Origin of the sequence: Brevundimonas sp. (assembly GCF_030682035.1) — a bacterium.
GTDB lineage: Bacteria > Pseudomonadota > Alphaproteobacteria > Caulobacterales > Caulobacteraceae > Brevundimonas.
The window spans coordinates 77,510-98,427 of sequence record NZ_JAUXQZ010000028.1 but is presented as its reverse complement, the minus strand read 5'-3'; the positions used below and the strand labels follow the sequence as shown (position 1 = coordinate 98,427).

The following is a 20,918-nucleotide window of genomic DNA, read 5'->3' as shown; positions in this document are numbered from 1 at the left end:
TCCGAGCGGGCCTTGCCGTTCCGCGCTGCAACACGTTATACGCGGCCCGCAAAACGGAGACTCCTCATGGAGATACGCGAAGGGCTCACCTTCGACGATGTTTTGCTGGAACCCGGCCCGTCAGAGATCATGCCCGCCGACGCGGACGTCTCGACGAAGCTGACCCGCGACATCAGGCTGAACATCCCGCTGACCTCATCCGCCATGGACACGGTCACCGAAAGCCGGCTGGCCATCGCCATGGCCCAGGCCGGCGGTCTGGGCGTCCTCCACCGAAACATGACGGTCGAGGAACAGGCCGACATGGTGCGCGAGGTCAAACGCTACGAAAGCGGCATGGTCATCAATCCGGTGACCATCACGCCGCAGACGACGCTGGGCGAAGTCCGCGCCATCGTGGCCAAGAAGAAGATCTCCGGCTTCCCGGTGGTGGACCCCAGAACCGGCAAGCTGGTCGGCATCCTGACCAACCGCGACATGCGTTTCGACACCGACCCGAACCGCAAGGCCATCGAGCTGATGACCACGGGCGATCTGGTGACTGTGCGCGAGGGCGCCGGCCGCGACGAGGCCCGGGCCCTGCTGCGCGACCGCAAGATCGAGCGCGTCATCGTCGTCGACGAGGACTACCGCGCCACCGGCCTGATCACGATGAAGGACATCGAGAAGGCCCAGGCCCACCCCCACGCCGCCAAGGACGATCAGGGCCGGCTGCTGGTCGGGGCCGCCTCGACCGTCGGCGACGCGGGCTATGAGCGGGCCATGGCGCTGGCCGAGGCGGGCGTGGACGTGGTTGTCATCGACACCGCCCATGGCCATTCGATCCAGGTCTCTCGCGTGGTCGAGCGCATCAAGCGCGAGTCCAACCGCATCCAGATCATCGCCGGCAATGTCGCCACCTATGACGCCGCGCGCACCCTGATCGACGCCGGCGCAGACGCGGTGAAGGTCGGCATCGGCCCGGGCAGCATCTGCACCACCCGCATCGTCGCGGGCGTCGGCGTGCCCCAGCTGACCGCCATCATGGAGGCCGTCCGCGCGGCCAGGGAATCCGGCGCGCCGGTCATCGCCGACGGCGGCATCAAATACTCGGGCGACCTGGCCAAGGCCATTGCGGCCGGAGCGTCCTGCGCCATGATGGGCTCGATGTTCGCGGGCACGGACGAAAGCCCCGGCGAGGTCTTCCTGTACCAGGGCCGGTCCTACAAGTCGTACCGCGGCATGGGCTCGGTCGGGGCCATGGGGGCCGGCTCGGCCGACCGCTATTTCCAGAAGGAAGTCGAGGACAGCCAGAAGCTGGTGCCTGAGGGCATAGAGGGTCAGACGCCGTACAAGGGGCCGATCGCCCCGGTGCTGCATCAGATGGTCGGCGGTCTGCGCGCCGCCATGGGCTATGTCGGCGCCGCGACCATCGCCGATTTCCAGGAACGCGCGCGCTTCGTGCGCATCACAGGCGCCGGCCTGCGGGAGAGCCACGTCCACGACGTGATGATCACGCGCGAAGCGCCCAACTATCGGCAGGGATGAGTTGGGAGGCTCACGCCATGGATATGACGCCCGAATTCCTCATGCTGGCCTTCACCCTGATCCTGGCGATCGTTCAGATCGGCTGGGCAGGGGCTGCGCGAACGGCCGAGCTTGGCGTGAAGTGGAACGCGGGCCCGCGCGACGGCGAGGCGCCGGCGCCGGGCAGGCTGGCGGGCCGCTTGATCCGCGCCCAGGCCAATCTGTTCGAGACCCTGCCGCTTTTCGCCGCCGCCGTGATCATGGCGCATATCGCGGGTAAGGACGGGCAACTCACCTTGGTGGGCGCCCCCCTCTATTTCTTCGGGCGGTTGCTCTATCTGCCGCTCTACGCCCTCGGCACACCCTATGTCCGCACCCTGGCCTGGCTCGTCGCCCTGGCGGGGCTGGTCATGGTGATCGTCGCTCTTTTCGTCTGAAAGTCCGCATTGACCCCAGCCGCCCGTCTCGCCGCCGCCGCCTCCGTACTGGACAGCATCGCCCAGGGCCGCGCCCCCGCCGAGGTGGTGATCAAGGCCTGGGGGGCCGCAAACCGCTATGCGGGGTCCGGTGACCGCCGCGCCGTCGCCGAGCGCGTCTATCAGGTGCTGCGCGCGCGCGGCCGGCTGGTCGCCGCCATGGGTGGGCGTGAGGACGGCCGAGCGCTCGTCGTAGGCTCGCTGGCCTTCCTCGATCATCTGTCGCTGGAAGAGATCGAGGCGTTGCACTCCGGCGACGGCTACGGCCCACGCCCGCTGTCGAAACAGGAACGCGCCCGCATTGCGGCCGGTGAGGGCGACCTGCCGGAATCCGCGACCGACCTGCCGGCCTTCGTGGTCGAGGACCTGAAGGCGACCTTCGGCGATCGCTGGGCGGATGAGGCGAAGGGCCTGTTGGCGCGGGCGCCGGTCGATCTGCGTGTCAACACCGCCCGCACCACCGTTGAGGCCGCCAGCGCGGAACTGAAGGCGGCGGGTCTGACGCCGGAGCGCACGCCGTGGTCCGCCGTCGGCTTGCGCCTGCCGTCCGAGCCCGCGCCCAACGTCCAGGCGCTGGACGCCTTCAACGCCGGACGCGTCGAAATCCAGGACGAAGGCAGCCAGATCACTGCCTGGCTGGCCGGCGCCGGCCTGTCGTTCACCCCGGACAGCATCGTGGTGGACTATTGCGCGGGCGGGGGCGGCAAGACGCTGTCGCTGGCGCAACTGATGTCTCCTTCGCCCCTTGCGGGAGAAGGTGGCGGCCGAAGGCCGACGGATGAGGGGTCACGCAGTTGGTCCCCCGTATCGACCGACAAACCTTCATCCGATGATGGTGAAACCCCTCATCCGACCCGCTCCGCGGGCCACCTTCTCCCGCAAGGGGAGAAGGGAAGCGGGCTGATCGCCTGCGACGTGGTGCAGAAGCGGCTCGACAACATCCGCCCGCGCCTGTCCCGCGCCGGCGTCGCCGCCGACCTGCGCCTGATCGGCCAGAACGGCGGCGGGGTGGAGGAGTTCAATGGCAAGGCGGAGCTGGTCTTCGTCGACGCCCCCTGCAGCGGCTCCGGCGCCTGGCGCCGCCGTCCCGAGGACGCCTGGCGGCTCAAGGCCGACGAGATCGAGCGGTTGCACGCCCTTCAGCTCCGCATTCTCGCCCAGGCCGCGGCATTGGTTAAGCCGGGCGGGCGGCTGGTCTATGTCACCTGTTCGATCCTGAGCCGCGAGAACGAGGCCGTGGCCGACGCCTTCGAGGCCGCTCATTCCGGCTTCCGCCCTCTGCCGGTCGCCGATGCGCTCGCCGCCCCGACCCTGACCGATGCCGCGCGCACGCGTCTGGCCGAGGCCGCCTCAGGCGGCCGCCTGCGCCTGTCGCCGGCCTCGACCGGAACCGACGGCTTCTTCGTGGCCCTCTATGAGCGGCGGGCGTGAGCGGGGACTGGACCCTTTCCAGCTTCGGTCGGAAGACCGCCCTCTGCGTCATGGCCGCCGAGCCTGAATATGGCCGGGCCCTGCGCAGCCGCATCCGCCCCCTGATCACCGGTGTCGGCCCGGTCGAGGCCGCAGTCGGCGTCGCCCACGCCCTGGCCTTGCTACAGGCGGAGAACGGCCTGCCGGACCTGATCATCTCGCTGGGCTCGGCGGGTTCGCGCACACTGGAGCACGCCCGCGTCTACCGCGTCTCGTCGGTCAGCTATCGCGACATGGACGCCAGCGCCCTTGGCTTTCCGAAGGGCGAGACGCCCTGGCCCCGCATCCCGGCCGTCCTGCCGCTGGCTGAGGGCCCGCCCGGCCTGCCGAACGCGCGTCTGGCCACAGGGGCCAGCGTCGTCTCGGGCCCCGCCTATGACGCCGTCGACGCCGACATGGTCGATATGGAGACCTTCGCCGTCGTTCGCGCCGCCGCCCGGTTCGGCGTGCCGGTGATCGGCCTGCGCGGCGTCTCGGACGGCCGTTCGGACCTGTCCGCGCTCGAACACTGGACCGACGCGCTGGCCGACGTCGATCAGGCGCTGGCCGCTGCGCTCGACCTGTTGCATGACCATTTCACGCTTGTCCTCACGGAGCCCGCATGACCGCCCTCGCTGATCACCAGAAGGTCCTGATCGTCGATTTCGGCAGCCAGGTCACCCAGTTGATCGCGCGGCGCCTGCGCGAGGCGAGCGTCTATTGCGAGATCCACCCCTACGCGAAAGCCGAGGCCGCGCTGGCGGCCATGAATCCGCAGGCGATCATCCTTTCGGGCGGGCCCGAGAGCGTGCACGAGGCGGGCAGCCCGCGCGCGCCGCAGGGCGTGTTCGAGGCCGGCGTTCCCGTGCTGGGCATCTGCTACGGCGAGATGACGATGTGCGAACAACTCGGCGGAAAGGTCGAAGGCGGTCATACCCGCGAGTTCGGCCGCGCGGAGATCACCGTCCGGAAGTCCTCGCCTCTGCTGGCCGACCTGGCCGCCGTCGGTGAGGAGGAGACCGTCTGGATGAGCCATGGCGACAAGATCGTCGCCATCCCCGAGGGCTTCGACGTCGTCGCCACCTCGGACGGCTCGCCCTACGCCGTCATCGCCGACGAGACGCGCCGCTTCTACGGCGTCCAGTTCCACCCGGAGGTGATGCACACCCCGCGCGGCGCGACGATGCTGAAGAATTTCACTCATGGCATCGCGGGCCTGACCGGCGACTGGACCATGTCCGCCTATCGTGACGAGAAGATCGCCCAGATACGCGAACAGGTCGGATCGGCAAAAGTCGTTTGCGGCCTGTCGGGCGGCGTCGACTCATCGGTGGCCGCTGTCCTGATCCACGAGGCGATCGGCGACCAGTTGACCTGCGTCTTCGTCGACACCGGCCTGCTGCGCAAGGATGAGGCGACGCAGGTCACCACCCTGTTCCGTGAACACTACAATATCCCGCTGGTGCACGTTGATGCGTCGAAGGAATTTCTCGGCGAGCTGGCGGGCGTTTCGGACCCAGAGACCAAGCGCAAGATCATCGGCCGGGTCTTCATCGAGATATTCGACCGCGAGGCCAACAAGATCGAGGGGGCCGAATTCCTCGCCCAGGGAACCCTCTATCCCGACGTGATCGAGAGCGTGTCGTCCTCGAGCGGCAAGGCCCACGTGATCAAGAGCCACCACAACGTCGGCGGCCTGCCGGACTTCATGAAGCTGAAACTGGTCGAGCCGCTGAGAGAACTGTTCAAGGACGAGGTCCGGGCCCTGGGCCGCGAGCTGGGCCTGACCGACGCCTTCGTCGGACGCCATCCGTTCCCGGGGCCGGGTCTGGCCATCCGCATTCCCGGCGAGATCACGCCGGACGCCGTCGAGACCCTGCAACAGGCCGACGCCATCTATCTCGAGGAAATCCGCAAGGCCGGCCTCTACGACAGCATCTGGCAGGCCTTCGCCGTCCTGCTGCCGGTCAAGACCGTCGGCGTCATGGGCGACGCCCGGACCTACGAGAAGGTCTTGGCCCTGCGCGCCGTCACCTCGACCGACGGCATGACGGCCGACTTCTTCGAGTTTCCTTGGGACGTGCTGGGCCGCTGCGCCACCCGCATCGTCAACGAGGTCCGCGGCGTGAACCGGGTGGTCTATGACGTGACATCGAAGCCGCCGGGGACGATCGAGTGGGAATAGTCCGGGCCTTTGCGGTCTTTCGAGATTGCTTCCGAATCCGGTATGGCCAGATCGCAATCCCTCCCGGTGTGTGCACCCAGCTAAACTGAGTCCCCGGCCGGTTGCCACAGGCTGAAGCTGCCGCCCTGGTCGTCGCTGACCACGACCGAACGGCCGGTGGCGCTCTCCGAGGGAACCGCCGCCTTGCCGCCCAGCTCGGTCACCCGTTTGCACAAGGCGTCCACGTCGTCGACGCGAAAATACAGATGGGGGAGCTGGCTGGCCCGCTCCGACTTGGTGAAGCCGAAGGGCGGGTCGCTGTCGGCGACATGGGCATAGGTCGGGTTCGATGCGTCTTCGTCAAACGTCCAGCCGAACAGGGCGTTGAAGAAGGCGCGCGCCTTGTCGATATCGGGCGTGTCGAGGGTGAAATAGCCGAGCTGGACCATTCGGGGCGCCTTTGCGGGACGATGTTGCTGTTAAGCGCTGACCAGCAATGAAAGTTGCCGGGCCGCGACCTCGCGGCCGCCTTCCTCGATCTCGCGATCCAGCAGGCGGGTCGGGTATTCGCCGGTGAAATAGTGGTCCGTGAACTGTGGCTGGCGCGGATCGCGCGGTCCGGCCTCCATGGCGTCATACAGACCATCGACCGACAGGAAGCCGAGGGAATCGACCTCGAGATGAGCCCGCATCTCTTCCACCGTCATATTGGCGGCGATCAGCTGGTCCCGCTCGGGCATGTCGATGCCGTAGAAGTCCGGCCAAAGGATCGGCGGCGAGGCCGAGCGCAGGTGAACCTCTGTGGCGCCCGCGGCCCGCACGGCGCGGACCAGTTTGACCGAGGTCGTGCCGCGCACGATCGAATCGTCGATCAGCACAACCCGTTTGCCTTCCAGCACCGACCGGTTTGGGCTGTGCTTCATCCGCACGCCCTTTTGCCGGGCGCCCTGGCTGGGCTGGATGAAGGTGCGGCCCAGATAGTGGCTGCGGATGATCCCCATCTCATAGGGAATGCCGCTCTCCTGGGCATAGCCGAGGGCCGCCGGGACGCCGGAGTCCGGCACCGGCACGACCACATCAGCCTCAACCGCGTGTTCGCGGGCCAGTTTCATGCCCATACGCTTGCGCACGCCATAGACCGAACGGCCGTTCACGACGCTGTCCGGGCGGGCGAAGTAGACGTATTCAAACAGGCAGGGCCGCGCCCCGCGGGTCGGAAAGGGCTTGAGCGACAGCAGGCCGCCCTTGTCGATGACCACGACCTCGCCATGCTCGACATCGCGTTCGAAGGTCGCGCCGATGGTGTCCAGCGCGCAGGTCTCGGACGCCAGCACCCAGGCCTCGCCCAGCTTGCCCAGCACCAGCGGGCGGATGCCCAGCGGATCGCGGGCGCCGATCATCTTGGAGCGCGTCTGGCAGACCAGGGCGTAGCCGCCCTCGATCCGGCCGATGGCGTCGATGAAGCGGTCGACGATCTTGGCCTTACGGCTCCGGGCGATCAGGTGAAGGATGACTTCCGAGTCCGAGGTCGACTGGAAGATGGCGCCTTCGCCGACCAACTGGTTCCGCAGATAGAGGAAATTGGTCAGGTTGCCGTTGTGGGCGATGGCGATGCCGCCCTGGTCCAGATCGGCGAACATCGGTTGAATGTTGCGCAGGAAGCTGCCGCCAGCGGTGGAATAGCGGGTGTGGCCCACGGCGGCCGACCCCGGCATCCGGGTCGACAGGTCCGCGCCGCCGAAGGCTTCGCCGACCAGCCCCATGTGACGTTCGGTATGGAAGCGCGTCTCGTGCACGCTGGCCATGCCGCAGGCTTCCTGACCGCGGTGCTGCAGGGCGTGAAGGCCCAAGGCCACGACCGACGAGCCGGCGTTCTTTTCCGCCCCCCAGACGCCGCAGACGCCGCACTCAAGCCGAAGCTGGTCGTCATCCACGTCGCGATGATGCGCCCGGTGGATGACCGGGTCGGCGATGGAATGGACGGGACTGCTCATCGTGGGGCTCCGATGATGCGGGGAACTCTAGTCGGCGGCGGACGGCGGCGGAGTATTGTTTGTTTGGGGCGAGGGCAAGGCTTCTTCGTTGGAAAACCCCTCGTTCACGGACGAAGTCACGACCGGCGCGAGGGCGTCGGCGCCCCGTCCGATGCCCGGCAGTACGACCTGGATCATCCGCGCGGCGCCCGCGGTGACGGGCCGCAGCGCCGCCTCGCTGAGCCAGCGCGGGGTGCGCTCGCCCGGCATGGCGGCGACGACGACCAGATGGATGGCGCCCAGTAGAACCAGAGACCGCGCCGCGCCCACGAAGACGCCGACGATACGGTCGATCCCGCCCAGCTGAGGATGAGCCTGCGCGCGCTTAGACAGCACCGAGCCGAAAATGCGGATGCCGAAATAGATCAACAGGAAGGAGACGACGGCGGCGGCGATTGTGCCGGCCCAGTCCGGATTGACCAGCGCCCGCCCGAGCGGCGCGGTCAGCGGCAGGGCGACCAGGGCGATGAAGGCGGCCAGCACAAAGCTCAACAGGGTGATTATCTCGCGCGTGCCCCCGCGCACCCAGCCGGCCGCGGCCGAGGCGAGGATGACCAGAATGGCGATTACGTCGAAACCAGTCACTTCCGTCGCCTCCCCATCACAGATGGGGAGGGGGACCGCCGAAGGCGGTGGAGGGGTTGGTTGTGAACTGACATCGCCCCTCCGTCTCGCTGCGCGAGCCACCTCCCCATTGCTTCGCAACAGGGAGGAGACAAGGTCTCAATAGCGGTTTTGCGAGATTCGTTCGACTGCTTCGGTCAGGCGCGTCACCGAGGTGACGCCCACGCCCTTGTGCTTGACTGTCAGAGGGGGGGTCAGGGCCCGGTCGAAGCCAAGCTTCTGCGCCTCGCGCAACCGCGCCTCGGCCCGTCCGACGGCACGAACCTCGCCCGAAAGGCTGATCTCGCCAAAGACGACGCAGCCCTGCGGCAGAGGCGTGTCTGTCGCCGAACTGATCAGCGCCGCCGCCGCCGCGAGGTCCGCCGCCGGCTCGTTGATGCGGAGGCCGCCCGCCACGTTCAGATAGACATCCTGATCCCCGAACCCGAAGCCGCACCGCGCCTCCAGAACGGCCAGGACCATGGCGAGCCGCCCTGTGTCCCAGCCCACCACGGCCCGACGAGGGGTGCCATAGGCTGATTTCGACACCAGGGCCTGCATCTCGACCAGCACCGGCCGCGACCCCTCGATGCCGGCGAACACCGCCGCGCCCGGGGCTCGGTCCTTGCTCTCGCCGAGGAACAGGGCGGACGGATTGGCGACCTCGCGCAGGCCGGCGTCGCCCATTTCGAACACGCCGATCTCGTCGGTGGCGCCGAACCGGTTCTTGCCGGCGCGCAGGATGCGGAACGGATAGCCGCGCTCGCCCTCGAAGCTCAACACGGCATCGACCATGTGTTCGACGACGCGCGGCCCGGCGACCTGACCGTCCTTGGTGACGTGTCCGACGAGGATGACGGCCACCCCCTGCGATTTGGCCAGCCGCACCATCTCACCGGCGCAGGCGCGAACCTGGGTGACCGAGCCGGGGCCGGCTTCATGGGCGTCAGACCACAGGGTCTGGATCGAATCGACGATGACAATGTCGAACCGCTCGCGCTTCAGCGTGCCGAGGATGTCACGCAGCGCCGTGGCCGAGGCCAGCTCGACCGGCGCCTTTTCCAGCCCCATCCGCTTCGCCCGGGCGCGGATTTGCTCTACCGCCTCCTCGCCCGAGATATAGGCCACGCGCCGTCCCGACTGGGCCGCGCGCCCGGCCACGTCCAGCAGCAGGGTCGATTTGCCGACGCCGGGGTCGCCGCTGAGCAGAATGGCAGAGCCGGGCACGACCCCGCCGCCGCAGACCCGGTCGAACTCGGCCACGCCGGTGATGATCCGGGGCGGTTCGGGCGTGTCGGATTGCAGGGTTTCGAATTGGACGCCCCGGCCGCGGGCCGCGGCTCCCGTGGTGGGCTTCATGGCGCCGGGTGGGGCCGAGCGGCTCTCCTCGACGATGGAGTTCCACTGGTTGCAGGCTCCGCATTGACCCGACCATTTGCCATGGACGGCCCCGCAGGCCTGGCAGACATAGATTGCGCCGTCACGAGCCATGGCATCGACTTACAGGAAGAGAGCGCGGCGGGGCAGGGGGTGTTGGCGGGCCTGCGACCGATACTGACGTGGGCCTTCCGTCGGCCCGCCCTTTGCGCATCCGGCGGCGCGGTCCATATCTGCGCGCATGGCGATGCGAGGCGAGCGGGCGGTACGGCGAGGGGATTCAGTCGCCAAGGCGGCGCAGGCGGGGGCGCCCGCCCAGGTCACGGACGGACCGCCGGCCTGGCGGGCGCTGGGCGATCTGGTCCGGCTGGTTGGTCGCTCCAACGCCCCGCAGCTGCGCCTGCGTCTGATCGCGGCCATCGGCATGACCCTGGCGGGCAAGGGGCTGGGCGTACTGGGTCCGCTGGTCCTCGGCATGGCGGTCAACCATCTGGCCGCCGGACAGGGCGCCACCGTCGCGGTGGGCCTGGGTTTCGCCGGCTTCGCGGTGGGCTGGGCGATCGTGCGGCTGATATCGGCCATAGCGCCCAACGCCTCGGACGTGGTCTTCGCACCGGTGCGGTCGGCCGCTCAGCGGCGGGCCGCCACCGAGACCTTCGCCCATGCGCTCAGCCTGTCGCTGGACTTCCACCAGACCAAGCGGTCGGGGTCGCTGTCGCGGACGATGGACCGGGGCTCGCGGGCGGTGGACTTCCTGCTGCGCATCCTGGCCTTCAACCTGATCCCGACCGGGGTCGAGCTGGTGCTTGCGGCGGGTGTGCTGGCCGCCCGCTATGACTGGCGGTTCGGAGCCGTGGCGGTGGCGGTGGTCGCCGTCTATGCCGCCTCGACCTTCGCCCTGGCCAATTGGCGGCTGGAGCACCGACGCGAGATGAACGCCGCCGACACCGAGGCCGCCGGCGTCTCGGTCGACGCCCTGCTGAACTATGAGACGGTCAAATCCTTCGGGGCCGAGGCCCGGGCCGCCGGCGCCTATGACCGGGCGCTGGGCGATTACACCCGCGCCGCGCTGAAGGCCAACAGCTCGCTGGCCCTGCTCAACATCATGCAGGCGGTGATCATGAACATCGGCCTGGCCGTCATGGCGGTGATGGCCGGGTTCGAGGCGGCGGCGGGCCGGATGGGGCCGGGCGACGTCATGGCGGCGGTGCTGATCATGATCTCCCTCTATGCGCCGTTGAACATTCTGGGGTTCGCCTATCGAGAAATCCGTCAATCCTTCATCGACATGGAGGAAATGCTGAAGGTGACGCGGCAGACGCCGCAGGTCGCCGACGCGGCTGACGCGGTCCCGCTGCCCCGTCCGGCGGACGCCCGCGGCGCGGCCCTGACCTTAGAGCACGTCGGCTTCCGCCACGATTCCCGCGCCAACGGTCTCGAGGATGTCAGCTTCATCGCTCCGCCGGGCACGACCACGGCCCTTGTGGGGCTCTCCGGTTCCGGCAAATCGACCATCGTCAAACTGGCCCTGCGGCTGCTGGACCCGCAAGAGGGCCGGGTGCTGATCGACGGCCTCGACGCGCGGCAGGTCACCCAGGCCTCCCTGCGCGCCGCCGTCGCCCTGGTGCCGCAGGATGTGGCCCTGTTCAACGACAGCATCCGCGCCAACATCGGCTTCGCCCGGCCCGACGCCGACGACGCCGCCATCTGGGGGGCGGCCGAGGCGGCCGAACTGGCCAATTTCATCCGGGAACTGCCCGAGGGGATGGAGACCCGCGTCGGCGAGCGCGGTCTGAAACTTTCGGGCGGCGAGCGTCAGCGTGTCGGCATCGCCCGCGCCCTGCTGGCCGATCCCTGTATCCTGATCCTCGACGAGGCGACCAGCGCGCTCGACAGCCGCACCGAGGCGGCCATCCAGAAGACGCTGCGGAAAGCCCGGGCGGGCCGCACCACCCTGGTCGTCGCCCACCGCCTGTCGACCATCGCCGACGCTGACCAGATACTGGTGTTGAAGGCCGGTCGGATCGTCGAGCGAGGCGCCCACCACGAACTGGTGGCGCATCTCGGCGGAGAGTATGCGGCCCTCTGGCGCAAACAGACCCGCGGGGCCCGAACACAGCGTCAGCCGGTCTGAGCCAGCTTCCGCTCGATGACTTCGCTGAGGCTTTCCAGGATGCGGGCCCGTTCTTCAGCCGCCTCGAGAGGCAGGGTCTGCAAGAGCCGGAGCGACCGGGCGTGGACGGTTACAATGCGCCAGTCGAAAGCCTCTTGCGGGTCGCTAGCGCCGATCAGGTCGCACAGTCCGGCGGCCGCGCGACACAGATCGTGCAGTTCAAACGGTCCGGCCGCATCGATCAGGGTCGTGGTCGCACGATAGGCCTGGTCGAGCCGGGCCGGCAGGTCTTCAGGACTGCCTGGAGCCGGCAGGGCCTCAAGGGCGCTGATCCCGGCATCAATGACCATCAGGGCCTGGGCGCGCATCGCTTCGATATTGGCGCGGGCCTGGGTCAGGGCGACGCCGACGCTGACCCCGCCCGCCGAGTCGATCATCGTTGCGAGCCGGGATTTGCGCCGGGGGTGGGTGATGACGGTCAAACCGCCTCTCCCCCGGCCGCGGCGGCGGCTTTGGCGGCCTCGAATTCCCGTTTCCGGATCAGGTCGGCGCGACGTTCCTCGCGCGGCGCGGGGGTGCTGCGAAAGCGCCGATCGGGTCCGAAATAGTCGCCGACCTCAAGGAATGGTCGACCGTCCCGCGCCACCCAGACGATGCGCTCCAGCAGGGCGGCGGGGCTGAACGGCTTGGTGATGATGAAGCTGGCGCCGCAGTCCCGCGCCTCGGTCACGCGAGGCCGCCGGATGTGCGCCGCCGTCATGATCACCGGCACAAAGGCGTTGGGCTCAACTCCGGAGCGGCGCAACCAGCGAACCAGTTCAAAGCCGTCGATCCCGGGCATCTCGCAGTCGACGACCAGCAGGTCGATGTGCTGGTCCTTGAGGATCTCCATGGCCTCGGTGGCGCTCGTGCAGGCGTGACGGGTGCGGATGCCGAACCCCATCAGGGCCTGGATCGTCAGGTCGAGGGCAAACGTCGAATCGTCGACGACCATGGTCACCGCGCCGGTCAGATTGATCACGGCGCTGTCGCGCAGCGCCTCGCCGAGACCGCTCATCGCAACGAGAATCGCAGGGAGGGGGGTTGGACAGCGTACATGGCGGCGACGCTGGCAGCTTCCGGTAGCGGAGTGATTAACGCGCCGCCTGCCCGTCGCCGGTCCGGTCAGCCGGCGCGGCCGATGGCGTAGAAGCGGTCTGCCCGGGCCTTGCGCAACTGGTCCGGCGTGAGCCCCGAGAGGGCCGCCAACTCCTCGGCCAGGACGTCTCCGACCGTTCGGATGGCCGCCTCGCGGTCGGCGTGCGCTCCGCCCACGGGCTCGGGAATGATGCGGTCCACGATCTTCAACTCGACCAGATCAGGCGCGGTGATCTTCATGGCCATGGCCGCATCGCGCGCCCGGGCGCCGTCGCGCCAAAGAATGCCTGCCGCGCCCTCGGGCGAGATCACCGAATAGATCGAATGCTCGAGCATCAGCACCCGGCCCGCGGCGGCGATGGCGATGGCCCCGCCCGAGCCGCCCTCGCCGGTGATGGTGGCGATCGAGGGCACGGCCAGCGTCAGGCAGCGTTCGGTCGAACGGGCGATGGCCTCGGCCTGGCCGCGCTCCTCGGCCCCCAGACCCGGATAGGCGCCGGCGGTGTCGACGAAGGTCAGGACGGGCAGGCCGTACCGTTCGGCCAGGTCCATCAGCCGCACCGCCTTGCGGTAGCCCTCGGGCCGGGCCATGCCGAAGTTGTGGACCACGCGGGTCTGGGTGTCGTGGCCCTTCTCATGGCCCATCAGGACAACCGGGGCGCCGCGGAACCGCGCCAGACCGCCGATAATGGCCTGGTCGTCGCCGAACTGACGGTCGCCCTTCAGCTCGACGAAATCGGTGAACAGCCCCTCGACATAGTCGACGAAATGCGGCCGCTGCGGGTGGCGCGCGACCTGGGTCTTCATCCACGGATCGAGGCCGGCGTAGGTCTTCCGGCGTAGCTGCTCAGCCTTCTTGCGCAGGCCGTCGACCTCGGCGTCGAACGAGCCGGAGGTCGCGGAGAGCAGGTTCAGCTCCTCGATCTTCGCCTCCAGATCGGCGATCGGCTTTTCAAATTCGAGGTAGTGCACGGCCATCAGGCGTCCGGAACAGGCGCGCCACGCGGCGCAGCGGAAGGCGGCGGAACCTAGTCAGGTCAAGGCCGGGGAGCAAGCGGCGGTTCAAAAGGTCTTGGGAAGGCCGGCCTGTTTGAGGACCTCATTGGCGGTGTGGCGGCTTTTCGACCGGGGGACGAACACGGTGTTTGCCCTGTCGGGATGCCGCCATCTCTCATGGCTACCCTTTGCGTTTCCGACACGTCGCCAACCGGCAGAATGAAGGAGGGCGGTGAGTTCGGGGTAGAAGTCCTTGGGCATTTCAGCTCTCGTGCGTCTGCGGAGCGTTCAATGTCGTCTTCCCTTCAGTGGAGGGGGACGGACAGGCGGATCGGCCTGTCCCGGCGGTTCGCTGCGCCACCCTGGTCGAGCTAACCTCTTGGAGTACCTTTGCCCGAATAGGGGGGGGACGGCATCGGTCAGGCCGCGATTACATCAAAGCCGCCCGCGGCCTCGAAACGGATTGGCACCGGGCCGACAAGGCCGAGGTTTTCAGCCAACAGTTCCGGCGCGAAATGGCGCGCCAGCGATTCGAACTCCGCCAACGTCGCGGTCTCGATCACCAAGCCGGGAATATCGGACTGGCTGCACCAGACCTCGGCCTCCGGATCCCAGATCGCCTTGACGAAGAATGACTGGCTCATGCGGCTGAATATGCGCCGTCACTCATCCCGCGCCAAGGGGTGCTTGTCACGCACCACCTGCGCCAGACGGTCCGTGGCGACGTGGGTGTAGATCTGGGTCGTGGCGATGTCGGCGTGGCCCAGCAGGGTCTGGACCACGCGCAGGTCGGCCCCGCCCTCCAACAGATGGGTGGCGAAGGCGTGGCGCAGGACGTGGGGGCTGACCCTCGCCGGGTCGATCCCGGCGTCGATGGCGGCCTGGTCCAGCAGCTGGGCGAAGCGGCGCGGGGTCAGATGGCCCTTGGCCGAGGCCGAGGGGAACAGCCACGGACTGTCCGGAGCCTTCTCCTGGCGGGCGGCGTCGCGGGCGATCAGCCAGGTCTTCACCGCCTCGCGCGCCGAGGCGTTCAGCGGGGCCAGCCGCTCCTTGCCGCCCTTGCCGCGCACGATCAGGAAGGCGGGGTCGCGCCGGACGGCCTCGACTTTCAGTCCCAGCAGTTCCGAAACGCGCAGACCCGAGGCGTAGGCCAGCTCCACCAGCGCCACCAGCCGCAGACCCGCCGCCCCGTCGCGGGTCGCCGCCGCCTTCAGCAACTGTTCGATCTCGTCGCCGCCCAAGGTCCGGGGCAGGCTGCGGCCCTGTTTCGGCGCATCCAGCCGCCGCGAGGGATCATCGGTCCGCCAGCCCTCGCCGAGCGCGAAGCGGTAGAACTGCCGCACCGCCGAGCGCCGTCGCGCCTGGGTCGCCGGAGACAGGCCGAGCTTCCCCAGACTGGCGTACCAGACCTCCACCCCCGCCTCGTCGCCGCGCATCAGGCCGCCCGCGATTCCCACCTCGGCGTCGGCGAGATCGCGGCCATAGGCCGACAGGGTGTGGGGCGAGGCGTCGCGTTCGACCGCCATCATTTCCAGAAAGGCCTCGACCTGCGGCGTGCTCATGCGCTTGGGCGCTTTGCGCCGGCGACGCTTGGTGTAGAGGGTGGTGGGGTCATGCCGTGCCTGCCGCCGCCCGTTCCGTCGCCGTCCAGCCGCCTCCCGCGAGGCCGGTCGTGAGCCATGACGAACTGATTCCCGTGCATGATCGCACCATAGCCCTGGTCGGGTTGATGGGGGTTGGCAAATCGACGGTCGGGCGCCGGCTGGCCAAACGGCTGCGTCTGCCTTTCGCGGATGGGGATATCGAAATCGAGGCGGCGGCGGCCATGACCGTCTCAGACATCTTCGCCCAACTCGGCGAGGCCGAATTCCGGGCCGGAGAGGCGCGGGTTCTGAAACGTCTGCTGCATGCGCCGCGCATGGTGCTGGCGACCGGGGGCGGGGCGGTGCTCAACCCTGAAACCCGGGCCGAACTCAAGGCCCGCGCCGTCACGGTCTGGATGCGGGCCGACCTCGAGACCGTGGCCGGCCGGGTGCAACGCCGTGACACCCGCCCGCTGCTGCGCGGCCGCGACCCGCTGGAGGCCCTGAAGGCCATGGCCGAGGTACGCTATCCCTTCTACGCCGGCGCCGATTTGATCGTGGACGTGGCCAGCGGCGCTCATGCCGAGGCGGTCGAGGGCATCGTCCGGGCACTGGAAGCCTATTGGACCGAGGCGGCGGCATGAGCACGGTGATCGGCGTTTCCGGCGGTGGCTTTGCGCCCTATGAGGTCGTCATCGGCCGAGGGCTGATGGCTGAGCTGGGCGCGCGGATCGCAGCCTTGGCGCAGGGACGAACCGTCATCATCACCGACGAGACCGTCGCCGCCCTGCACGGTCCCGCCGTGCTGGCGGCGCTGGAGACTGCCGGGGTCCGGGCCCGGCTGCTGACCGTGCCGCCCGGCGAAGCCTCCAAATCCTTCGCCGAGCTGGAGCGGGTGATCGACCGGCTGCTGGCTTTCGGGCTCGACCGGCGCGACCTGATCGTGGCCTTGGGCGGCGGCGTCGTCGGCGACCTCGCAGGTCTGGCGGCGGCCCTGTTCATGCGCGGCATCGACTTCGTTCAGGTTCCGACCACCCTGCTGGCCCAGGTTGATTCCTCGGTCGGCGGCAAGACGGCGATCGACACGCCGCGCGGCAAGAATCTGGTCGGCGCCTTCCACCAGCCGCGGCTGGTCGTGGTCGATATCGACCTGCTGGCCACCCTGCCGCCCCGCCAGCTGCGCTCGGGCTGGGCCGAGGTGCTGAAGCATGGCCTGATCTGCGACGCCGTCTTCTTCGACTGGCTGGCGGGCGAGGGGGCGGAGGGCGCGCGCGGCGATGCGGAGGCTCTGCGCCGGGCGGTGGTCAGGTCGATCGAGATCAAGAGCGCCATCGTCGGCGAGGACGAGAAGGAGGCCGGGCGGCGCGCCTTGCTGAACCTCGGTCATACCTTTGGCCACGCCATTGAGGCCGAGCTGGGATTTGACGAGACGAAACTGACCCATGGCGAGGCGGTGGCCTTGGGCTGTGCCTTGGCGTTCCGGTTCGCCGCGACCAAGGATCTGTGTTCGGGCGAAGACGCGGCGCGGGTCGAGGCGGTCATCGCGGCGGCGGACCTGCCGACCCGGCTGGACGCCGTCGGCGGCTTTTCCGCTGAGGCGCTGTTGACCCGCATGGCGGGGGACAAGAAGGCCGAGGGCGGGGGGCTGACCCTGATCCTCGCCCGCGCCGTTGGCGAGGCCTTCGTCGACAAGGCCGTGGATCGCATCGCGGTCGCCGCCTTCCTGAAGGCCGAGGGTGCGTCATGAGCCATACGCCGATGGCGTTGGCCGTGCTGCCGCTGGAAAACCGCTTCGTCCGGCTGGAACCCCTCACGGCGGCGCTGGAGGATGAAGTCCGGGCGGCGCTGGATTGCGACGCGGCGTCCTGGGACATCATGGTCGCGGCCGGCTACGGCCCGCATTTCGACGGCTGGTGGCGGTCGGCGCTCCGGGCGATGGAGCAGGCGACGCGCATCGCCTGGGCCGTGCGGCGGCAAGAGGACGGTGCGGTCGTCGGCTCGACCAGCCTGTATGAGATCAAGCCCGACTATCGCCGCTGCGAGATCGGCTCGACCTTCTACCGGCCCGAAGCGCGCGGCGGCCCGGTCGATCCGTCGTGCAAAAGACTGCTGCTCGGCCACGCCTTTGACGGCGGCGCGGTACGGGTCGAGATCATCACCGACGCCATCAATCCGGGCAGCCAGGCCGCGATCCGCAAGCTCGGAGCCCGCGACGAGGGGGTGCTGCGCAAGCACAAGATCACCTTCAAGGGCCGGATCCGCGACACCGCCCAGTTCGCTGTCCTCGACGACGACTGGCCCGAGGTTCGGGCGCGGCTGGATGCGCGGCTGGCGGCGTTCGCTTAGACAGTTCGGCTAGTCTTCCTCCGATCCGTCCATCTCGCGCGAGGCCGCCTTCAGCCGCTGCATGGCCGCGATCTCGTTGAGGGAGTTGATTTCGCCGGACGAAATATCCCTTGCGATCTCCCGACGATTGAATCCGAAGACGCCGCCCAGCAGTTCCGCGATCATGCCCCAGATCTCGTCGATCAGGACGAGCAGGTCTTCAAGCCAGTCGGGCACCCGACGGAAGATCAGCGTGACGATGAACCGGATGATCTTCTTGATCTCGGTCAGGTATTTGCTGATCCAGGAGAAGAAACCGCCGCCGAAGATTCCCTTGGCGAGGCTCGATCGGGCCGTTTTCTCGCCCGTAGCCGCGATGAAGACCCCGTCCGAGAGCGCCAGATATTCGCCGACGGTGGCGCGGGTCGCCGGATTGGTGCCAGCGTAGACCTCGGAGGTCTTGGCAAACAGTTTTTGAAGATGGTTCTGGACCAGCGCGCCATTGGTCCGGATCAGGTCGGCGTCAGGATCGTCGCCACAGGCCTTCACCATGTCCTGAGTCACGTTCGAGACGAAAGACAGGGTCGCCGCGAAAAAGGCGGCCAGCGGATCGCCTTCGCCGGTGTTCGCTCTTTCAGCCATGGACTCGTCCTCCCAAGTAAACACAACCAGAAGAACGAAAATCGACGTTATGTCAATTCATTGTCGACTGCCCCCGGCGCCCCGATACGGTCAGTCGACGGCCCGACATTCCGTCGGCGGACGGCCGTCCGAGGTCCAGGTGGCCATGACGCCCTCGCCACGCAGCTCATAGCCCGAGGCCTTGTACCAGATGCCTTCGGTAGCCCGTTCCTGGTAAAGATCCACGGCCTCGCCGCTGGAGTTGCGCACGGTCGCCATCTGGCGCGGATTGTCGAAATCGACCGACAGACGCTCGCTGTTGTCGCACAGATAGACGGTGCGGATGACCCGGTTCAGGGCCCGGTCCTGGGCTTCGGCCCCGGTACGACGCCGCGCTGTCTGGGCTTCCTGCGCCCGTTCGCGCACGGCGTCTCCGTCGGTCGGCGCATCCTTCGGCTTCTGGCCGCAGGCGGCGACCACGAGACAGGTCAGGACGGCGGCGAGGACCAGGGACTTCATGCGGACTCTCGGACAAGCTGAGCCGTGCGGCCCGGCGGACTAACGTGCATCCGGGACCGCCGTTCCTTTGCGCCGGGCGCGGAAGAAGGACCGCAGCAGGTCGCCGCCCTCGACGGCGAGGACCCCGCCCTCAGCGGCGGGTTTCCAGTGGCAGGTCGGTTGGTCGAAGAAACGGGGGCCATGCGCGACCGCCCCGCCCTTGGGATCGTCCGCGCCCCAGACAACACGGCCGATGCGGGCGTGGCTGATGGCGCCGGCGCACATGGCGCAGGGCTCGAGCGTCACATAGAGGGTCAGGCCGGTGAGGCGATAATTTCCCCGCTTCGCCGCCGCAGTCCGCATAGCCACGATCTCTGCGTGGGCGGTCGGATCGTGGGCGCCGATGGGGCCGTTCCGACCCTCGGCGACCACCTGCCCGGTGGTTTCGTCGACGATCACGCAGCCGACGGGCGTCTCGCCAGCGTCCGCCGCCGCTTGCGCACACGCCAAGGCCATGTGCATGAACCGTTCATCATGGCCAGCCATCCCCGAGACAACGACAAGAAGCCGCGCCCGCGTCAAGACGACAGCCGCGACGGCCCCCGCAAACCCTACGTCAAGCGCGTCGAGAGCGGCGAGGATCGCGGTCCGCCCAAGGGCGGCAAATCCTTCGGCAAACCGGGTGGAAAGTCCTTCGCGAAGGACGGCAAGGCTGGTCCCAAGGTCGATGAGGCCCCCAAGCGCAGCGAACGGATAGCCAAGGTTATGGCCCGGGCCGGCATCGCGTCGCGCCGTGAGGTCGAACGGCTGATCGGCCTCGGCAAGGTAGCGGTCAACGGCAAGATCCTCGACACCCCGGCTGTGCTGGTGACGCGCGAAGACGTCATTACCGTCGACGGCAAGCCGATCGGCTCGGCCGAGGTGACCCGGGTTTGGCGCTATCACAAGCCGGCCGGCCTGCTGACCTCGCATACCGATCCGGCTGGACGGCCGACCGTGTTCGACGCCCTGCCTAGCGGCCTGCCCCGGGTGTTGTCAGTGGGCCGGCTCGACCTCAACACCGAAGGCCTGCTGCTGCTGACCAACGACGGCGAGCTGAGCCGGGCGCTGGAGCTGCCCGCGACCGAACTGGTCCGCCAGTACCGGGCCCGCGCCCGCGGTCGGGTCAGCCAGTTGCAGCTCGATTCGCTCAAGGACGGCGTCACCGTTGACGGTGTTCGCTATGGCCCGATTGAGGCCACGCTGGACAAGGCCAGGGAGGGCGAGGGCAATGCGCCGGCCAACCTGTGGATCAGCGTCTCCATCACCGAGGGCAAGAACCGCGAGGTCCGCAAGGTGCTGGAGCATCTGGGCCTGACCGTGAACCGCCTGATCCGCCTCGCCTACGGTCCATTCCAGCTTGGCACCCTGCCGCTGGGTTCGGTCGAGGAGGTCGGCCCCCGCGTGATCCGCGAGATGCTGGCCCAGCATATCCGGCCCGAGACCCTGCCGACCGGAAACACGGTCTCCACGCCCGCGCCGATCCCGGGCCGCCGCACCTCTGCGCCGATCAACAAGGGCGCCTCTGGCTCAGCCATTTCGGATCCGTCGCGCAAGCCCAGCCGTGTCCGCGCCGCCGGGGCCGCCGCTGACGCCGCCGCCGACCGCGCCGCCCGGCCGCAGAAGAAGCCCGGCTGGGCAAAGGCCGCGCCGAAATTCGAGCATCCAAAGAAGAATTTCACCCCCCGGGCCCGATCTGAGGGCGCCGAGCCGGCGTCCGGCGAACGGCCCAAGCGTGTGTTCAAGCCGCGCGAGGACCAGTTCATCGACCGGCCGCGCGGCGACGCCCGCACCGGAGCCCGGCCTGCCGCCCGATCCGACGACCGGCCCGGCGACAAACGCCCCTTCGACCGCAAGCCCGGGGGCAAGCCGCCGTTCGCGGGCAAGCCCGGCGGGTCCCATCCGGGCGGCTTTTCGAAACCGGGCAGCCCCCGTCCGGGCGCCGGTCCCGCCGGCGGGCGCGGCAGTCCGCGTGGTCCGCGCTCCAGGGGCTGATCC

Annotated in this window: 23 protein-coding genes; 10 read left to right on the top strand and 13 right to left on the bottom strand. The window is 68.6% G+C overall.

Annotated features, from left to right (window positions below; translation table 11 throughout):
* Nucleotides 1-66 precede the first annotated feature (66 nt).
* Genes guaB through guaA form a run of 5 tightly spaced genes read left to right on the top strand, consistent with a single transcriptional unit; the run spans nt 67 to nt 5,616 of the window.
* Nucleotides 67-1,527 carry an IMP dehydrogenase gene (gene guaB, locus Q8K49_RS08335; RefSeq protein ID WP_305305284.1) on the top strand — a complete coding sequence of 487 codons (1,461 nt, stop codon included), beginning with the start codon at nt 67-69 and terminating at the stop codon, nt 1,525-1,527.
* 17 nt (nt 1,528-1,544) lie between these two features.
* Complete coding sequence (locus Q8K49_RS08330; protein WP_305305283.1) at nt 1,545-1,943, top strand: MAPEG family protein; 399 nt, start codon at nt 1,545-1,547, stop codon at nt 1,941-1,943.
* Nucleotides 1,944-1,952: 9 nt separating this feature from the next.
* Nucleotides 1,953-3,413, top strand: a complete 1,461-nt coding sequence (locus Q8K49_RS08325) for an RsmB/NOP family class I SAM-dependent RNA methyltransferase (protein ID WP_305305282.1) — start codon at nt 1,953-1,955, stop codon at nt 3,411-3,413.
* Nucleotides 3,410-4,057, top strand: a complete 648-nt coding sequence (locus Q8K49_RS08320; RefSeq protein WP_305305281.1) for a 5'-methylthioadenosine/S-adenosylhomocysteine nucleosidase — start codon at nt 3,410-3,412, stop codon at nt 4,055-4,057. Before Q8K49_RS08325 ends, Q8K49_RS08320 begins: the two co-directional genes overlap by 4 nt.
* Nucleotides 4,054-5,616, top strand: coding sequence for a glutamine-hydrolyzing GMP synthase (gene guaA / locus Q8K49_RS08315; RefSeq protein WP_305305280.1), 1,563 nt, complete (start codon nt 4,054-4,056; stop codon nt 5,614-5,616). Before Q8K49_RS08320 ends, guaA begins: the two co-directional genes overlap by 4 nt.
* A gap of 80 nt (nt 5,617-5,696) precedes the next feature.
* Here the strand turns inward: guaA and Q8K49_RS08310 are convergent, their stop codons facing one another.
* The 4 genes from Q8K49_RS08310 to radA all read right to left on the bottom strand — a co-directional run bounded on the left by Q8K49_RS08310 (nt 5,697) and on the right by radA (nt 9,722).
* The gene (locus Q8K49_RS08310) at nt 5,697-6,044 is read right to left on the bottom strand and encodes a VOC family protein (RefSeq protein WP_305305279.1); all 348 of its coding nucleotides are present in this window, start codon (nt 6,042-6,044) and stop codon (nt 5,697-5,699) included.
* 30 nt (nt 6,045-6,074) lie between these two features.
* Entirely contained in the window at nt 6,075-7,589 is a 1,515-nt protein-coding gene (gene purF / locus Q8K49_RS08305; RefSeq protein WP_305305278.1) for an amidophosphoribosyltransferase, read from the bottom strand.
* A gap of 27 nt (nt 7,590-7,616) precedes the next feature.
* Entirely contained in the window at nt 7,617-8,213 is a 597-nt protein-coding gene (locus tag Q8K49_RS08300) for a CvpA family protein (protein ID WP_305305277.1), read from the bottom strand.
* A gap of 138 nt (nt 8,214-8,351) precedes the next feature.
* Nucleotides 8,352-9,722: a DNA repair protein RadA gene (radA, locus tag Q8K49_RS08295; RefSeq protein ID WP_305305276.1), complete on the bottom strand. Its 1,371-nt coding sequence runs from the start codon at nt 9,720-9,722 to the stop codon at nt 8,352-8,354.
* A gap of 133 nt (nt 9,723-9,855) precedes the next feature.
* On the opposite strand from radA, the gene Q8K49_RS08290 reads away from it, so the two are divergent.
* Complete coding sequence (locus Q8K49_RS08290) at nt 9,856-11,742, top strand: ABC transporter ATP-binding protein/permease (RefSeq protein WP_305305299.1); 1,887 nt, start codon at nt 9,856-9,858, stop codon at nt 11,740-11,742.
* Here Q8K49_RS08290 and Q8K49_RS08285 read toward each other — a convergent pair.
* The 6 genes from Q8K49_RS08285 to Q8K49_RS08265 form a co-directional block, all read right to left on the bottom strand.
* Nucleotides 11,730-12,203, bottom strand: coding sequence for a chemotaxis protein CheE (locus Q8K49_RS08285; RefSeq protein ID WP_305305275.1), 474 nt, complete (start codon nt 12,201-12,203; stop codon nt 11,730-11,732). The two genes, Q8K49_RS08290 and Q8K49_RS08285, sit on opposite strands and share 13 nt — an antisense overlap.
* Entirely contained in the window at nt 12,200-12,778 is a 579-nt protein-coding gene (locus Q8K49_RS08280) for a PleD family two-component system response regulator (protein WP_305305274.1), read from the bottom strand. Before Q8K49_RS08280 ends, Q8K49_RS08285 begins: the two co-directional genes overlap by 4 nt.
* 107 nt (nt 12,779-12,885) lie before the next feature.
* A complete protein-coding gene (locus Q8K49_RS08275) occupies nt 12,886-13,836 on the bottom strand; it encodes an acetyl-CoA carboxylase carboxyltransferase subunit alpha (protein ID WP_305305273.1) in 951 nt (316 codons plus the stop codon).
* Nucleotides 13,837-13,920: 84 nt separating this feature from the next.
* The gene (locus Q8K49_RS14860) at nt 13,921-14,115 is read right to left on the bottom strand and encodes a type II toxin-antitoxin system HicA family toxin (RefSeq protein WP_370867754.1); all 195 of its coding nucleotides are present in this window, start codon (nt 14,113-14,115) and stop codon (nt 13,921-13,923) included.
* A 158-nt stretch (nt 14,116-14,273) separates the two neighbouring features.
* Nucleotides 14,274-14,498 (bottom strand): DUF1902 domain-containing protein, encoded by a 225-nt coding sequence (locus tag Q8K49_RS08270; protein ID WP_305305272.1) that lies wholly within the window; start codon nt 14,496-14,498, stop codon nt 14,274-14,276.
* An 18-nt stretch (nt 14,499-14,516) separates the two neighbouring features.
* A complete protein-coding gene (locus Q8K49_RS08265; protein ID WP_305305271.1) occupies nt 14,517-15,416 on the bottom strand; it encodes a site-specific tyrosine recombinase XerD in 900 nt (299 codons plus the stop codon).
* Between the two features lie 56 nt (nt 15,417-15,472).
* Here Q8K49_RS08265 and Q8K49_RS08260 point away from each other — a divergent pair, with 56 nt between their 5' ends.
* Genes Q8K49_RS08260 through Q8K49_RS08250 form a run of 3 tightly spaced genes read left to right on the top strand, consistent with a single transcriptional unit; the run spans nt 15,473 to nt 17,783 of the window.
* A complete protein-coding gene (locus Q8K49_RS08260) occupies nt 15,473-16,081 on the top strand; it encodes a shikimate kinase (RefSeq protein WP_370867753.1) in 609 nt (202 codons plus the stop codon).
* Entirely contained in the window at nt 16,078-17,184 is a 1,107-nt protein-coding gene (gene aroB, locus Q8K49_RS08255) for a 3-dehydroquinate synthase (protein ID WP_305305269.1), read from the top strand. Before Q8K49_RS08260 ends, aroB begins: the two co-directional genes overlap by 4 nt.
* Complete coding sequence (locus Q8K49_RS08250) at nt 17,181-17,783, top strand: GNAT family N-acetyltransferase (protein ID WP_305305268.1); 603 nt, start codon at nt 17,181-17,183, stop codon at nt 17,781-17,783. The genes aroB and Q8K49_RS08250 overlap by 4 nt, the downstream gene beginning before the upstream one ends.
* Nucleotides 17,784-17,792: 9 nt before the next feature.
* Here the strand turns inward: Q8K49_RS08250 and Q8K49_RS08245 are convergent, their stop codons facing one another.
* From Q8K49_RS08245 to tadA, 3 genes are all read right to left on the bottom strand, one after another.
* The gene (locus tag Q8K49_RS08245) at nt 17,793-18,404 is read right to left on the bottom strand and encodes a hypothetical protein (RefSeq protein ID WP_305305267.1); all 612 of its coding nucleotides are present in this window, start codon (nt 18,402-18,404) and stop codon (nt 17,793-17,795) included.
* A gap of 90 nt (nt 18,405-18,494) precedes the next feature.
* A complete protein-coding gene (locus tag Q8K49_RS08240; RefSeq protein ID WP_305305266.1) occupies nt 18,495-18,902 on the bottom strand; it encodes an MliC family protein in 408 nt (135 codons plus the stop codon).
* Between the two features lie 39 nt (nt 18,903-18,941).
* Nucleotides 18,942-19,427: a tRNA adenosine(34) deaminase TadA gene (tadA, locus tag Q8K49_RS08235; protein ID WP_305305265.1), complete on the bottom strand. Its 486-nt coding sequence runs from the start codon at nt 19,425-19,427 to the stop codon at nt 18,942-18,944.
* On the opposite strand from tadA, the gene Q8K49_RS08230 reads away from it, so the two are divergent.
* The gene (locus Q8K49_RS08230) at nt 19,416-20,915 is read left to right on the top strand and encodes a pseudouridine synthase (protein ID WP_305305264.1); all 1,500 of its coding nucleotides are present in this window, start codon (nt 19,416-19,418) and stop codon (nt 20,913-20,915) included. The two genes, tadA and Q8K49_RS08230, sit on opposite strands and share 12 nt — an antisense overlap.
* The last annotated feature ends 3 nt before the right edge of the window (nt 20,916-20,918 follow it).